Genomic DNA, 14,935 nt, shown 5'->3' on the forward strand with positions numbered 1-14,935 from the left:
GCGTTGTAGTGGATAAATTAACAGTACTTTCTAATGAAGCAATTGCAGATCGCATTTATGAATTAAAAGTGAGTGGTCCAAGTGTTTCTAAATTAAAACAACCTGGTCAATTTGTGCATATTAAAACAGGTCAAGGATCACTACACATGTTGAGAAGACCTATTTCCATTTGTAACATTGACAGCCAAAAAAACACGTTTACGATGTTGTTTAGAGCTGAAGGGGAAGGGACGCAAAAAATTGCGGCATTAAAGGCCGGCGATCCTATCGATATCATTGCGCCGTTAGGAAATGGTTTTCCAGTTGAAAAAGCAAAAAAGAAAGCTTTACTAGTAGGGGGCGGTATCGGGGTGCCCCCGTTATATGAGCTTTCAAAACAACTCAATCTGAAGGGAATTGAAACGGTTCATGTATTAGGGTTTCGCTCAAAAAAAGATGTGTTTTACCAATCACAATTTGAAGCACTCGGTGAAACGCATATCGTTACTGAAGATGGTAGCTTAGGTAAAAAGGGTTTTGTTACCAATGTGATTGATACGTTACCAGTTGATTATGATATTTACTACACGTGTGGCCCTAAACCGATGTTAAAGGCTTTAACGGAGTTGTACACTCTTAAAGATGTTCCAGGATATATTTCTCTAGAAGAACGCATGGGATGTGGCATCGGTGCATGTTTTGCTTGTGTATGCCACGTGCCCGATAGCGCCACTGACTATGTAAAAGTGTGTACGGACGGGCCAGTTTTTGAAAAAGGAGCGGTAGTTTTATGAGCCGATTAACAGTTGAGATACCTGGACTAACTTTAAAAAATCCAGTCATGCCAGCAAGTGGATGTTTCGCATTTGGCGCAGAGTACAGTCAGTTTTATTCTCTATCAGATCTCGGTGCCATTATGATTAAAGCGGCTACGAAAGAAGCACGCTTTGGCAATGAAACGCCACGTGTTGCTGAAACAGATAGTGGAATGATTAATGCAATAGGGCTACAAAATCCAGGTGTACACCATATTTTAGAGCATGAATTAAAAGCATTAGAAGCGTATGATGTACCAATTATCGCAAATGTCGCGGGTTCTACTGAAGAAGATTATGTATATGTAGCAAGTCATGTTTCTAAAGCACCGAATGTCAAAGCACTTGAATTAAATATTTCGTGTCCAAATGTTAAAGAAGGCGGTATGCAGTTTGGCGTTGATCCTGAAGTAGCTGCTTCATTAACTCGAAAAGTAAAAGCGGTGTCAGAAGTGCCCGTGTATGTTAAATTATCTCCTAATGTGACGAATATTGTAGATATGGCAAAAGCGATTGGTCAATATGCAGACGGCTTAACAATGATTAACACGCTCGTAGGCTTACGCATTGATCATAAAACAGGGCGTCCGATTATTAGTAATGTTATTGGTGGCTTGAGTGGTCCAGCAATTAAGCCTGTTGCCTTACGTATGGTGTATGAGGTTCGTAAAGCTATGCCAACGATTCCTATTATAGCGATGGGTGGCATTCAAAATGCGCAAGACGTGATTGACTATATTTCAGTCGGTGCGGATGCCATTGCTGTAGGAACAGCTAACTTCCAAAATCCATGTGTTTGTAAAGAAATTATAGATGCCTTACCAAATTTATTAGATGACCTTGGTGTGCATCATATTCATGAACTGAAAGGACGTACGCAGAAAGGGTTGTAAAATAATGAAGAATACTCCAATTATTGCACTTGATTTTGCATCACATACAGAAGTCATTCAATTTTTAAAACAATTTAATGAGCCACTGTTTGTCAAAGTTGGAATGGAATTGTTTTATCAAACAGGACCTTCATTGATTAAAGATATTAAGCAATTAGGACATGATATTTTTTTAGATTTAAAACTCCATGATATTCCAAATACAGTTGGCAAAGCGATGGCAGGGCTTGCGAAATTAGAGGTAGACCTTGTCAATGTGCATGCTGCTGGAGGCACTGAAATGATGACACGTGCAGTAGAAGGATTACAAACGCATAATCCTAACATTAAAATCATTGCAGTCACACAACTAACTTCTACAACTGAAGAGATGTTGCATCATGAACAAAATATTCATACAACGATGGAAGAAGCAGTGCTTAACTATGCTAAACTGGCGCAACGTTCAGGTTTAGATGGTGTCGTGTGTTCTCCACTTGAAACGGCGTTGATTAAAGCGCACTGTGGTGACAATTTCTTAAAAGTCACACCTGGTATACGTCCGAAACATAGTGATGTGAACGATCAAAAACGTGTGACGACACCTGAAGAAGCTAAACACCTTGGTGCTACACATATCGTTGTCGGACGTCCAATCACAAAAAGCACAGATCCTGTCAAAGCATATCATCAAATTAAAGAAAGTTGGTTAAACTAATGGCGAAACACATTGCACAAGCATTACTTGATATAGAAGCAGTTTCCTTATCACCTAATGACATGTTTACATGGAGTTCTGGAATTCAATCACCAATTTATTGTGATAACCGTGTCACGTTAGGTTATCCAAATGTACGTGAAGCGATTCGAGATGGCTTAATCGAGTTAATTCAAAACCATTTTGAAAAAGTAGATATCATTTCTGGTACAGCTACAGCTGGTATCCCACATGCAGCATTTATTTCAGATAAAATGAATTTACCAATGAGCTACGTACGATCAAAGAGTAAAAGTCATGGAAAACAAAATCAAATTGAAGGCGCATTAAGTGAAGGTAAAAAAGTAGTTGTGATAGAAGATTTGATTTCGACAGGTGGCTCATCCATTACTGCAGTAGAAGCATTACGTGAAGCGGGGGCCGACGTTTTAGGCGTCGTTGCTATATTTACCTATGGCTTACGTAAAGCGGATGAACAATTTAAACAAGCACAAGTTCCTTTCTACACTTTAAGTCATTTTGATGAACTTGTAGACGTAGCAGTTGAGCGTGGCAAGATTTCTAAACAAGATGTAGAGGGTTTAATTCAGTGGCGTAACACGTTGTAATGAGGAAATAACTAGATTATGGATGCTTCACATCATCTATTAAAAATCGCGGGAGCATTTCTTAAGTAATAAGCAAACCCCTTTCAAATTCATCCTTAAGTAGCATTTGAAGGGGTAATCATCGTATAAACATAAGGGTGACGAAAGGACGTCACCCTTTCTATTGAAAAATATTTTATCCTACCGTATACAGGTGCACATCAATGACATACCTTTGATGTGCATTTTTAGGTTATCGTGCATATAAGTCAATTTTACGCATCGCTTTTACCCATAAACTTTATCTTAAGAACCAACGTGCAAAAGCATAACCTATAAGCATAATAACTAAAAGGACAAGAATAGGTATCACTAAATTTATACTTATCATCTTGATTTTCCTCCATTCATGATTTAATTCCATTGTAACGGGTTATATACATAAGTGAAAGTTAAAAAGAATCTGGATATGGGCGCACGGTGCCTCGTTTCACATTGTGCGTCTACTCATATTATAATTTGGTGGCATGTGACATAAGTCTCAACCACATCAAGGAGGACTTACGTAATGAAAATATCTAAAATTACGACGTTTTTAATGTTTAATGGTGATGCTGAAGAAGCAGTACATTTGTATACGTCTTTGTTTGACGATAGTGAAATTATCACGATGGTGAAATATGATGAAACCACACCTGATTACGCTGGTAAAGTGCAACACACGATTTTTAAACTTAATGGTCAAGTCTTTATGGCTATAGATAATATGAATGGAACAGATATTGAAATGAATCCGGCGATGTCATTATTTGTTACTGTTAAAGATCAATATCAAATGGATGTACTTTACAATGGTTTGAAAGATGGCGGTGCAATATTGATGCCAAAAACGGAAATGCAACCTCAATACCGTGAATTTGCCTGGATTCAAGATAAATTTGGCGTCAATTTCCAACTCGCATTACCTGAATCAAAGAAATAAAATTTAAAATTCTAACACGTCTCTAAAGAACCACCTAGCTGTGGTGGTCACATTATAGAATAATTAAATCAATTAATTTCATCATATAATAGGTTTGGGACATAGATCATTAAACCTATGATTGTCCCTAAGGCCTCGCTTTTCTAGGCGCCTTACCTCAAAATGGATTTTCGGTTGCGGCTAAATGCCTCAGAAGTCTCGGCTAAAGGATCAATCACAATGCATCATAGTGTCCATCACTAAGACAAAATCGATTTATATAAATAATAGCTAACAAAGTTCATGTATAAATGAATTTTGTTAGCTTATTTTTAATTAACAGGTCTGATATGCGCAGCCCTTTTAATCATGTATTAATTTTTATGATTCTCGTGTTTTTTCAAAGCTGTAATTTTATCAAAGTCGGGCGTTGCAAATAATGTTTTTTGATTATCATACGTGACAAACCCAGGTTTAGCACCACTTGGCTTATGGACGTGGCGAATTTCAGTATAATCCACTGGAATTTGCCCAGATTGCCCAGCTTTAGAGAAATAAGCTGCAATCATTGCTGCTTCTTCGATCGTTTGATTTGAGGGCTCATCTGCCAGTATAACGACATGACTACCTGGAATGTCTTTTGTATGAAACCAAAGATGAGACTTTTTCGCTAATTTATTTGTTAGATAGTCATTTTGTTTATTATTTTTCCCAACCTGTATCGTGTCACCATCAGATGAAATATATGTTTGTAAGGTTATTTGTTTGCTTTTTTTAGCTTTCTTTTGTTTGCGTTGCTTTACAAACCCTTGTTCAGCTAATTCTTCACGAATATCATCAATTTCATCCACAGTAATATGCGCAAGTTGTTGTTCAATGTTTTCAAAATAAGCAATGTTTGATTTTGTAAGATCAATTTGGTGTTTTAATTCGCGCTCACGTGTTTTAAGGCGATTGTATTGTTTGTAATAAAACTGTGCATTTTCAGCTGGAGATTTCATTGGATTTAGTGAAATGGTAACTTCTTCACCGGTATAATAATTAATCGTCGTTAGAGACGTATCGCCCGGTTTTAATTGATAAATATTCGCTGTAATCAATTCACCATAAAGTTGTTGTTCATCTTTATTTAATGTTCCTTCTAATTCGTCAACGAGCTTACTGAGTTTATTTGAATTTTTCTGTAATAGTTGGTGAACGAGTTTGACTAAGTCATTCGCACGTTGTTTGACACGTTCGCGTTCACCTCGAGCATCATAAAATCGATCTAACAATTCGTGTAAAGAATCAAAGACGACTTGGTCATCATAAAACTGCGTTAATGTCATAAAATAAAAGTCTTCTTTACCAGTTTCATGGTTTTTATGAAATACAGGTGTAAGAGTGTGATCGATGTCTTGAAGTACTTCATCAAATGCTACGGGCAATGTTTGAGGTGTCATAAACTGCCTGCGACTTGTAATTTCTTTCGTAATTAACGGAGAAAATCCTTCGAAAGTGTGTAAAAGCTGACGGTCAATTTTCCCAGCATTGAAATCGATAAAACGTAATACATCTTCACCTTTAAACGTAAACGGATTCTGTTTATTTTGTGATGGTGGTGCTTCATAAGCGAATCCAGGCATTACAGTACGATATTGATTTGTATTGGGTGTTAAATGCTTAAACCCTTCAATAATTTTTCGTTCTTCGTTCACGAGGATGAGGTTACTATGTTTTCCCATTATTTCCAAAATGACTGTGCGATAAATGGTATCGCCTATTTCATCTTTACTCATAATATCGATTTCTATGCGTCTATCATTGCCAATTTGGCGGATGGATTGAATAATGCCACCTTCAAGATGTTTACGGAAAACACGCGCAAACATCGGTGGTTCAAAAGGATTATTATATTTCTTTTCCGTTAAATGTATACGTGCAAAATTAGGGTGAATGGATAACAACAATTGATGGTTTTGACGCTGTTGTCGTACGACCATAATAATCGTGTCATTTTCGGGTTGGTTAATTTTATGAATACGTCCAGAGACTAAAAATTGAAGAGATTCAACCATTTTACGTGTAAAAAGTCCATCAATTGCCATAATTATGTGCCACCTTTACTAAAATTCATTGATTCATTATAACATGCACATGCGTGTAATGCAGATTATACATTTCTGTAGGTAAGCTCTATACAATAGAATTATAATTATGGTAAGATATGTTAATAACTATAGAATAGCGAAGGAAAGGTCGTAAGGAATGGATACTGAAAAAGGCTTACTTATAGTACTCTCAGGCCCTTCTGGTGTAGGAAAGGGCACAGTTCGAAAGCGGATTTTTGATGATCCAACGACATCTTATAAATATTCAATTTCAATGACAACACGTGAGATGCGTGTAGGTGAAGTAGATGGCGTGGATTATTTTTTCAAAACAAGGGATGAGTTTGAAAAATTAATAGAAGACGATGCATTTATCGAATATGCTGAATATGTAGGGAACTACTACGGAACGCCAGTTCAATATGTAAGAGATACGATGAATGCCGGTCATGATGTCTTTTTAGAAATTGAAGTTGAAGGGGCAAAACAAGTGCGCAAAAAGTTTCCGGATGCTTTATTTATCTTCTTAGCACCGCCAAGTCTTGACCATTTAAGAGAACGATTAGTTGGACGTGGAACGGAATCAGAAGAAAAAATTCAAAGTCGCGTCAATGAGGCACGTAAAGAAGTTGAAATGATGAATCTTTATGATTATGTCGTAGTGAATGATGAGGTTGACCTTGCGAAAGACCGAATTCAAGCTATTGTAGAAGCGGAACACTTAAAACGGGAACGTATCGAAGCAAAATATCGAAAAATGTTATTGGAGGCCAAAAAATAATGTTATATCCACCTATTCATCAATTACAAGATAAGATTAGCTCTAAATATTTAATTGCAACGACAGCTGCAAAGCGTGCACGTGAAATTCAAGCGGATCCAGAACATTTATTATTAAATGACTATACGAGCAAAAAAACAGTTGGACGTGCTTTAGAAGAAATCGCTGCTAATAAAGTACATCCATATGTTGACCCTAAAAACTTCTAAGCTACTCGATTGCTATGTATCTAGCAACTGAAGTTGAAATATATGATTTCACCTTTACGGATAACCTTCAAAATTCATGGAATATGAACTTTGAAGGTTTTTTAAAATCCAAAAAAGCACGTGATAAAGTAATGATATGCATCATGTATGGCAACATCATGCGTAGATGAGTGTGTAAATGCGCTACAACCATGATTAGAATGTGTTGTGAATGACAAACAAGTGAAATCATTAGTAACCTATATTATAATCAAATCAAGTGTTTTTACGGGAGTGGAAGAAATGAAAAATATATTACTCGCAGTTACAGGTGGTATTGCTGCGTATAAGGCTATTGATTTAACAAGTAAATTAACACAAGCGGGCTATGTTGTTCGTGTCATGATGACTGCACATGCACAAGAATTTGTGACCCCTTTATCGTTTCAAGTGATTAGTCGACAACCTGTCTATACGAATACGTTCATTGAAGAAAATCCAGAAGAGATTCAACATATCGCATTAGGTGATTGGGCAGATTTAATTGTTGTTGCGCCTGCAACGGCGAATACGATTTCTAAACTTGCACATGGTTTGGCAGATGATATTGTCACATCGACGTTACTTGCTACTACCACACCGAAATGGATTGCGCCAGCAATGAATGTCAATATGTATCAAAATCCACGTATCCAACATAATATGAAAATTTTATCAGAAGATGGTTACCATTTTATTGAGCCTGGTGAAGGGTTTTTAGCGTGTGGCTATGTGGCTAAAGGTCGAATGGCAGAACCTATTGATATTGTGGAAATGATTCAACAGACTCCCCATTTTGAACCTATGCCATCTGAACCGATCAATGACACGGTATCTTACTTTACCAATCAACATGTTTTAATTACTGCAGGACCTACTGTGGAAGTTATTGACCCAGTGCGTTTCGTTTCGAATCGTGCCTCTGGAAAGATGGGTTACGCAATCGCTGAAGCACTAGTGGCACGTGGCGCACACGTGACATTAATTTCAGGACCAACATCTATTGAGCCACCTCAAGGTGTTAAATTCATCCCTGTTCAAAGTGCTCAAAATATGTTTGATGCCGTTTTAGCGCATTATAAAACGCAAGATATTATTTTCAAAACGGCAGCTGTTTCTGATTACACGCCATGCCAACCTTTAGAACATAAAATGAAAAAACAAGATGGTAATGTAAACGTTGAATTTAAACGAACTGTGGATATTTTAAAATTTTTAGGTGAAGAAAAAACCCATCAAAAGCTTGTAGGGTTTGCAGCTGAAACAGAAAATGTCGCTCAATATGCACAAGATAAATTGAAACGCAAACATGCCGATGTTATCATCGCTAATAATGTCGGCGACACGTCCATCGGTTTTAGTTCAGATGAGAATGAAGTTACAATGTATTTTAAAGACGGCCATGCTGTACCTATTTCAAAAGGGGCTAAAATAGATATTGCACGCCAAATTTTAGATACTTTAGAAGGTGAGTGGCAATGACGATTGCTCAAGTCATTGTAGATGTTGACGCTAAGCGTGTAGACCGCACGTTTGATTATCGGATACCTCATGATTTACTGTCTGTAGTGCAACCTGGGGTAAGAGTCGTCGTTCCATTTGGACCACGTAAAATTCAAGGCTATGTCATGGCATGCATTCCTGATGATGAAGCGGAGTATGATTTATCTAAAGTAAAAGCTATTCTTGAAGTAAAAGATATTCAGCCTGAACTCACTGAAGAATTAGTGCATCTAAGTCAATGGTTTAGTCGTTATTTTATATGCAAACGTATATCTATTTTAGAAACAATGTTACCAAGTGCTATTAAAGCGAAGTATCAAAAAGTATTTCAAATCAATGAAGGTACAGAACTTCCTGAAAGCATTTCTAAATATTTTGACCGCAATGGTCAATACACCTATCGCCAAGCACAAGCAGATCAAATGATTCAAACATTGCGACCGTATTTGGAGAATGGACATATTTATGAAGAAACAATATTGCAGCAAGCAACTGCCAAAAAAACACAAAAAGCAGTCAAAGTTTGTGATATTGCACGTGCTGAAGCACGATTAGAGACGTTAAATAAACAACCTAAACAATATGAACTATTGGTTTTTTTACTAGATGAAAGTCACAGAGATGTCTATTTACAAGAATTGTTGGAGATTGGCTTTTCGAATTCATCTATTAATACTTTAGTAAAACATGGTGTCATTGAAAAATATGATGCAACGATAGAACGTGATCCATATAAAGGACGCGTGTTTGAAGCTGAATCAAAGCGTGTATTGACTGCTGAACAACAAACCACATTTGACCAACTAAAGCGTGCCACAGAAAGTCAGACGTCTGAAACGTTTTTACTGCATGGTGTTACAGGTTCCGGGAAAACTGAAATATACCTTCAAATCATTGAAAAAGTGTTAACAGACGGTAAAACTGCAATGATGTTGGTGCCAGAGATTGCATTAACACCTCAAATGGTGAACCGCTTTAAACGTCGATTTGGAGATGAAGTGGCAGTCCTTCATTCCGGATTGTCTAAAGGTGAGCGATACGATGAATGGCGAAAAATTAGAGATGGTCGCGCACGTGTTAGTGTTGGCGCGCGCTCTAGTGTATTTGCGCCCTTTAAAAACTTAGGAATGATTATTATAGACGAAGAGCATGAAGCAACGTATAAACAAGAAGATTACCCGCGATACCATGCGCGCGATATTGCAGTTTGGCGTGCCGAATATCATCAATGTCCGCTCGTTCTAGGCAGTGCTACCCCAAGTCTTGAAAGTTATGCGCGTGCTGAAAAAGGCGTATACCAGCTATTGTCCATGCCATCTCGAGTCAATCAACAGCCTTTACCAAATATTGATATATGTGATATGCGCGAGGAACTTGCGAATGGAAATCGCTCAATGTTTTCAGATAAGTTGAAAACAGCGATTCAAATGAGACTCGATAACAATGAGCAAGTAGTACTGTTTTTAAACCGCCGAGGATATGCATCTTTTATGTTGTGTCGTGATTGCGGTCATGTACCACAATGTCCAAATTGTGATATTTCACTAACCTATCATAAATCATCCGATCAACTAAAATGTCATTATTGTGGGTATCAAACACAAGCGCCGTTTCAATGTCCTAGTTGCGAAAGTGAACACATTCGACAAATGGGGACGGGAACCCAAAAAGTTGAAGAATATTTAAATGAAATGTATCCTGAGGCGCGTATTATCCGAATGGATGTAGATACAACAACACAAAAAGGGAGTCATGAAAAATTACTGAAGCAATTTGGTGAAGGTAAAGGTGATATTTTACTAGGAACACAAATGATAGCGAAGGGTTTAGATTTTCCTAATATCACTTTAGTAGGTGTTTTAAATGCAGACACGCTACTTAATTTACCTGATTTTCGAGCTAGTGAACGCACATTTCAATTGTTAACACAAGTGGCAGGGCGTGCAGGTAGACATGAAAAAACTGGCGAAGTCATTATTCAAACGTATAATCCTGAACATTATGCAATTCAAGATGTCAAAATCGGTGATTATCTGAATTTTTATCAAAAGGAAATGAAGTATCGTCAATTGGGTCAATACCCACCGTATTATTATTTAATCAATTTTACGATTACACATCAAAATATGAAAAAAGTGTTAGAAGCTGCCACACATATTCATCAAATATTAATTCAACATTTATCTGATAAATCCCTCATCCTAGGGCCTTCAGCAGCAGCAATTCCGAGAATAAATAATGAACATCGTTTCCAAGTGTTAGTGAAATATAAAAGTGAACCGTCACTCATACATGCGTTAACCTATTTAGATGATTTTTATCATGAACAATTTGTAAAAGAGAAATTGTCTTTAAAAATCGATATCAATCCTTTTATGATGATGTAAATAAGTGTGAAACTTTTAAAAGTGAAACATTGAAATCTATCCGATTTCTGTTTCACTTTTTTTATGATAGTTTCGCATTTATTAAAAGTGATTCAACATTGTAATACAATCGTTATGTGCATTTTGTATGTACGTCATCGCAATTTTATAAAATTTAAGCTATAATATAATGATGAATTTTAATAGGAGATTTGGACATGGCAATTAAAAAAATATTAACGGACACACATCCCTTAATTCGAAAAAAGGCAGCGCCTGTGACGACATTTGATCAACGTTTGACTCAAATTATTCAAGATATTGAAGATACGATGTATGCAGCAGGTGGCCAAGCGTTGAGCGCACCACAAATAGGTATACCACTTCAAATTGCGATGGTAGATATGGAACAAGACGGACTACTACAATTAATTAACCCTGAAATAGTGCGCGCATCGGATACGACAACAACTGAACTAGAAGGATGTTTAAGTGTGCCAAATCGTTTTGGAGAAGTGACGCGAAGTCAAATGATTACAGTAAAAAGTAAAGATATTTATGGAAGAGATGTTGAGTTAACGGCGTATGATGATATTGCACGCATGATTTTACATGAAATAGATAATCTTAATGGCGTATTATTTACTGATATTATGGATAGAGAAATTACCGAAAAAGAATTGGAGGCCTACTACGACAATGAGTAAAATTATTTTTATGGGTACACCTGATTTTTCAACATCAATTTTAGAAATGTTAATTGAAACGCATGACGTTATAGCAGTGGTGACACAACCTGATCGCCCAGTGGGTCGAAAACGTATTTTAACACCACCTCCAGTTAAGAAAGTTGCGGCGGCACATGATTTGCTTGTATTACAACCTGAAAAACTTGCACACTCTGAAGAACTTGAGACGTTATTAAATATGGAATGTGACTTAATTGTGACAGCTGCGTTTGGTCAATTATTACCTAAAGAATTATTAACACACCCTAAATATGGTGCTGTAAATGTGCATGCTTCATTATTACCTAAGTACCGTGGTGGGGCGCCTATTCATCAAGCAATCATAGATGGTGAAAAAGAAACAGGTGTCACAATTATGTATATGGTACAACAACTTGATGCCGGGAATATTATTTCACAGCGTGCAATACCTATCGAAGATGAAGATAATGTGGGCACAATGCATGATAAATTAAGCGCATTAGGTACAACACTTTTACAAGAAACATTACCGAGCATTTTAAATGGTACCAACTCAAGCGTACCTCAAGAAGCATCAAAAGTTTCATTTGCATCAAACATCCAACGTGAAGATGAATGGATTGATTGGCAACAAGAGGCACGTCAAATTTTCAATCATATCCGAGGATTATCCCCATGGCCTGTAGCGTCAACATCTTTAGAGGGGAAAACAATGAAACTGTATACAGCAGAACTCGTGCCAAATGTTTCAGGACAACCGGGTAAAATTTTGCAGACAACAAAAAAAGCGATTGTTGTAGGTACCGGGTCTGATGATAGTATTGCGTTAACAGAGATCCAATTAGCTGGTAAAAAACGCATGCCTACTGCTAATTTTTTAAGTGGTTACCAAGATGAATTGGTCGGAAAGGAACTAGGATAAATGACTTCAGTACGTGCATTAAGTCTTGATACAATTGAAGCGGTTTTTAAAGAAGGCGCATATAGTAATTTAAAAATCAATGAAGTCTTAAACCAAGTGCAGTTAAATCCGAGTGATCGCGGTCTTTATACAGCACTCGTTTACGGAACCATTCAACGTAAATTAACATTGGATTACTTTTTAAAGCCATTTTTGAAAACGAAGATTAAGGGATGGGTAAGACGATTGCTATGGATGAGTATCTATCAATTTGTCTATATGGATAAAATACCTACGCATGCCATCATTAACGAGGCGGTTTCAATAGCTAAAAAGCGCGGAGGCCGACAAACAGGTAACACGGTTAATGCGATTTTAAGACGTTTGACAACTGAATCACTGCCCCAATTAAGCACCATTAAGAATGACATAGAGCGCTTATCAATTATGTATAGTATACCGGTTTGGATCATTAAACATTGGAAAACACATTATGGCATAGATACTACAGAAGCCATTGCGCAAGAAATGTTAAAACCAGTTGCGCAAACTGTGCGAGTTAACCAAACATTGATTACCGTTAACGATGCTATGAAAGCACTTGAAAGAGAAGGATTTCATATCGAACAAGATACGGAGTTAAATGAGTGTTTACATGTTTCCAATGGGTCAGTCATACATGCGCAGCTTTTTAAAGATGGTAAAATGAGTATTCAAGATAAAAGTTCAATGTTTGTAAGTGCGATTTTAGCGCCACAACATGGCGATCTTATTTTAGATTGTTGTAGTGCACCAGGTGGTAAAGCATGTCATACTGCAGAAATGTTGAATGGAACTGGACATGTAGAAGCGACAGATATACATCCGCATAAAATTGAGTTAATTAAACATAATATCAATAAACTGAAGTTAAATAACATCTCGACGTATGTTCACGATGCAACAGAACCTTATACAAAACAATATGACAAAATCATTGTAGACGCACCTTGTAGTGGTCTAGGCGTGTTGCGCCACAAGCCTGAGATTAAATATATGATTACAGAACAAGATGTGACATCACTAGTTGATTTACAACTTCAAATATTAGAAAATGTATCGCAACACCTCAAAGTAGGTGGCACATTGGTTTATTCCACATGTACCATAGAACAGATGGAAAATGAGAATGTAATTTATTCTTTTTTAAAGGCACATCCAGAATTTGAATTTGAAGTTTTTGAAAATCCAAAAACGAATGAACGTATTAAAACACTACAATTATTACCGCAAGATTTTAATACAGATGGCTTTTTTATTACTAAAATTAAAAGAAAGGAACATGCGTAATGATCACTGCTGATAAGAAAAAGAAAAACAAGTTTTTACCTGATTTCGAAAAACAATCGATCTATTCTTTACGGTTTGATGAAATGAAACAGTGGCTTCAAGAACACGGTCAACAAAGTTTTCGCGCTAAACAAATCTTTGAATGGCTGTATGGTAAACGTGTAAATACTTTTGAAGAAATGACGAATTTATCTAAAGATTTACGCCAACTACTTGCTGACCACTTTAGTATCACTACGTTAGAAACAGTCGTAAAACAAGAAAGTCGAGATGGCACGATTAAATTTTTATTCCAATTACAAGATGGTTACACTATTGAAACAGTATTGATGCGCCATGATTACGGAAATTCTGTGTGTGTGACTACACAAGTAGGATGTCGAATCGGTTGTACATTTTGTGCATCTACGTTAGGCGGGCTTAAACGTAATTTGGAAGCTGGGGAAATTGTATCTCAAGTTTTAACAGTGCAAAAAGCACTAGATGAAACAAATGAACGTGTTTCATCAATTGTTATTATGGGAATTGGTGAGCCGTTTGAGAATTACGATGAAATGATGGACTTTCTTAAGATTGTCAATCACGATGAAGGCTTAAATATTGGTGCGCGCCATATTACAGTTTCAACTTCAGGGATTATTCCTAGAATCTATGATTTTGCAGATGAATCATTACAAATTAATTTTGCGGTAAGTTTGCATGCGGCGAATAATGAAATACGTTCTAAACTGATGCCAATTAACCGAGCGTATGATGTCAACAAATTAATGGAAGCGATACAATATTATCAAGAAAAGACGAACCGTCGAATTACGTTCGAATATGGCTTATTCGGTGGAGTTAACGATCAAATTGAACATGCACGTGAACTTGCAGCATTGATTAAACCATTAAATTGCCATGTGAACTTAATTCCAGTAAACCATGTGCCAGAACGAAATTATGTAAAAACACCTAAAGATGATATTTTTAAATTTGAAAAAGAATTAAAACGATTAGGAATCAATGCTACAATAAGACGTGAACAAGGTTCAGATATCGATGCAGCATGTGGTCAATTACGTGCAAAAGAACGTGAAGCAGAAACGAGGTAGAA

Annotated in this window: 14 protein-coding genes; 13 read left to right on the plus strand and 1 reads right to left on the minus strand. The window is 36.8% G+C overall.

The genetic code is table 11. The features are described from left to right. Positions 1-8: 8 nt before the first annotated feature. From GJE18_RS04210 to GJE18_RS04230, 5 genes are all read left to right on the plus strand, one after another. A complete protein-coding gene (locus GJE18_RS04210; protein ID WP_060550867.1) occupies positions 9-773 on the plus strand; it encodes a dihydroorotate dehydrogenase electron transfer subunit in 765 nt (254 codons plus the stop codon). After that, the gene (locus tag GJE18_RS04215) at positions 770-1,687 is read left to right on the plus strand and encodes a dihydroorotate dehydrogenase (protein WP_107368515.1); all 918 of its coding nucleotides are present in this window, start codon (positions 770-772) and stop codon (positions 1,685-1,687) included. Before GJE18_RS04210 ends, GJE18_RS04215 begins: the two co-directional genes overlap by 4 nt. Before the next feature lie 4 nt (positions 1,688-1,691). Next, positions 1,692-2,384 carry an orotidine-5'-phosphate decarboxylase gene (pyrF, locus tag GJE18_RS04220; RefSeq protein WP_107368514.1) on the plus strand — a complete coding sequence of 231 codons (693 nt, stop codon included), beginning with the start codon at positions 1,692-1,694 and terminating at the stop codon, positions 2,382-2,384. Then, on the plus strand, positions 2,384-2,992 hold the full coding sequence (gene pyrE / locus GJE18_RS04225; protein WP_103346135.1) for an orotate phosphoribosyltransferase: 609 nt from the start codon (positions 2,384-2,386) through the stop codon (positions 2,990-2,992). The genes pyrF and pyrE overlap by 1 nt, the downstream gene beginning before the upstream one ends. Positions 2,993-3,539: 547 nt before the next feature. After that, positions 3,540-3,953, plus strand: coding sequence for a VOC family protein (locus GJE18_RS04230; RefSeq protein ID WP_107368513.1), 414 nt, complete (start codon positions 3,540-3,542; stop codon positions 3,951-3,953). A gap of 353 nt (positions 3,954-4,306) precedes the next feature. Here GJE18_RS04230 and GJE18_RS04235 read toward each other — a convergent pair whose 3' ends face one another. Next, the gene (locus tag GJE18_RS04235; RefSeq protein ID WP_107368512.1) at positions 4,307-6,019 is read right to left on the minus strand and encodes an Rqc2 family fibronectin-binding protein; all 1,713 of its coding nucleotides are present in this window, start codon (positions 6,017-6,019) and stop codon (positions 4,307-4,309) included. Positions 6,020-6,179: 160 nt separating this feature from the next. Here GJE18_RS04235 and gmk point away from each other — a divergent pair, with 160 nt between their 5' ends. The 8 genes from gmk (at position 6,180) to rlmN (ending at position 14,933) form a co-directional block, all read left to right on the plus strand. Continuing rightward, positions 6,180-6,803, plus strand: coding sequence for a guanylate kinase (gmk, locus tag GJE18_RS04240; protein ID WP_037564775.1), 624 nt, complete (start codon positions 6,180-6,182; stop codon positions 6,801-6,803). Next, on the plus strand, positions 6,803-7,012 hold the full coding sequence (gene rpoZ / locus GJE18_RS04245) for a DNA-directed RNA polymerase subunit omega (protein WP_037564773.1): 210 nt from the start codon (positions 6,803-6,805) through the stop codon (positions 7,010-7,012). Before gmk ends, rpoZ begins: the two co-directional genes overlap by 1 nt. Before the next feature lie 282 nt (positions 7,013-7,294). Then, positions 7,295-8,512 carry a bifunctional phosphopantothenoylcysteine decarboxylase/phosphopantothenate--cysteine ligase CoaBC gene (gene coaBC, locus GJE18_RS04250; protein ID WP_060550872.1) on the plus strand — a complete coding sequence of 406 codons (1,218 nt, stop codon included), beginning with the start codon at positions 7,295-7,297 and terminating at the stop codon, positions 8,510-8,512. Continuing rightward, the gene (gene priA / locus GJE18_RS04255; RefSeq protein WP_107397004.1) at positions 8,509-10,920 is read left to right on the plus strand and encodes a primosomal protein N'; all 2,412 of its coding nucleotides are present in this window, start codon (positions 8,509-8,511) and stop codon (positions 10,918-10,920) included. The genes coaBC and priA overlap by 4 nt, the downstream gene beginning before the upstream one ends. 197 nt (positions 10,921-11,117) lie before the next feature. Further along, a complete protein-coding gene (gene def, locus GJE18_RS04260; RefSeq protein WP_105995187.1) occupies positions 11,118-11,606 on the plus strand; it encodes a peptide deformylase in 489 nt (162 codons plus the stop codon). After that, entirely contained in the window at positions 11,599-12,531 is a 933-nt protein-coding gene (gene fmt, locus GJE18_RS04265) for a methionyl-tRNA formyltransferase (RefSeq protein WP_060550875.1), read from the plus strand. Before def ends, fmt begins: the two co-directional genes overlap by 8 nt. Continuing rightward, positions 12,532-13,839: a 16S rRNA (cytosine(967)-C(5))-methyltransferase RsmB gene (rsmB, locus tag GJE18_RS04270; protein WP_060550876.1), complete on the plus strand. Its 1,308-nt coding sequence runs from the start codon at positions 12,532-12,534 to the stop codon at positions 13,837-13,839. Continuing rightward, the gene (gene rlmN, locus GJE18_RS04275) at positions 13,839-14,933 is read left to right on the plus strand and encodes a dual-specificity RNA methyltransferase RlmN (protein WP_037564763.1); all 1,095 of its coding nucleotides are present in this window, start codon (positions 13,839-13,841) and stop codon (positions 14,931-14,933) included. The genes rsmB and rlmN overlap by 1 nt, the downstream gene beginning before the upstream one ends. The last annotated feature ends 2 nt before the right edge of the window (positions 14,934-14,935 follow it).

Origin of the sequence: Staphylococcus agnetis, from assembly GCF_011466855.1 — a bacterium.
In the GTDB taxonomy this organism is placed as follows: Bacteria; Bacillota; Bacilli; order Staphylococcales; family Staphylococcaceae; genus Staphylococcus; species Staphylococcus agnetis.

Coding starts and splice junctions, on each gene's coding strand:
- rpoZ (WP_037564773.1), top strand. CDS start 6,803: ATGTTATATCCACCTATTCATCAATTACAAGATAAGATTAGCTCTAAA.
- GJE18_RS04230 (WP_107368513.1), top strand. CDS start 3,540: ATGAAAATATCTAAAATTACGACGTTTTTAATGTTTAATGGTGATGCT.
- rsmB (WP_060550876.1), top strand. CDS start 12,532: ATGACTTCAGTACGTGCATTAAGTCTTGATACAATTGAAGCGGTTTTT.
- fmt (WP_060550875.1), top strand. CDS start 11,599: ATGAGTAAAATTATTTTTATGGGTACACCTGATTTTTCAACATCAATT.
- def (WP_105995187.1), top strand. CDS start 11,118: ATGGCAATTAAAAAAATATTAACGGACACACATCCCTTAATTCGAAAA.
- rlmN (WP_037564763.1), top strand. CDS start 13,839: ATGATCACTGCTGATAAGAAAAAGAAAAACAAGTTTTTACCTGATTTC.
- GJE18_RS04235 (WP_107368512.1), bottom strand. CDS start 6,019: ATGGCAATTGATGGACTTTTTACACGTAAAATGGTTGAATCTCTTCAA.
- pyrF (WP_107368514.1), top strand. CDS start 1,692: ATGAAGAATACTCCAATTATTGCACTTGATTTTGCATCACATACAGAA.
- GJE18_RS04215 (WP_107368515.1), top strand. CDS start 770: ATGAGCCGATTAACAGTTGAGATACCTGGACTAACTTTAAAAAATCCA.
- coaBC (WP_060550872.1), top strand. CDS start 7,295: ATGAAAAATATATTACTCGCAGTTACAGGTGGTATTGCTGCGTATAAG.
- gmk (WP_037564775.1), top strand. CDS start 6,180: ATGGATACTGAAAAAGGCTTACTTATAGTACTCTCAGGCCCTTCTGGT.
- priA (WP_107397004.1), top strand. CDS start 8,509: ATGACGATTGCTCAAGTCATTGTAGATGTTGACGCTAAGCGTGTAGAC.
- pyrE (WP_103346135.1), top strand. CDS start 2,384: ATGGCGAAACACATTGCACAAGCATTACTTGATATAGAAGCAGTTTCC.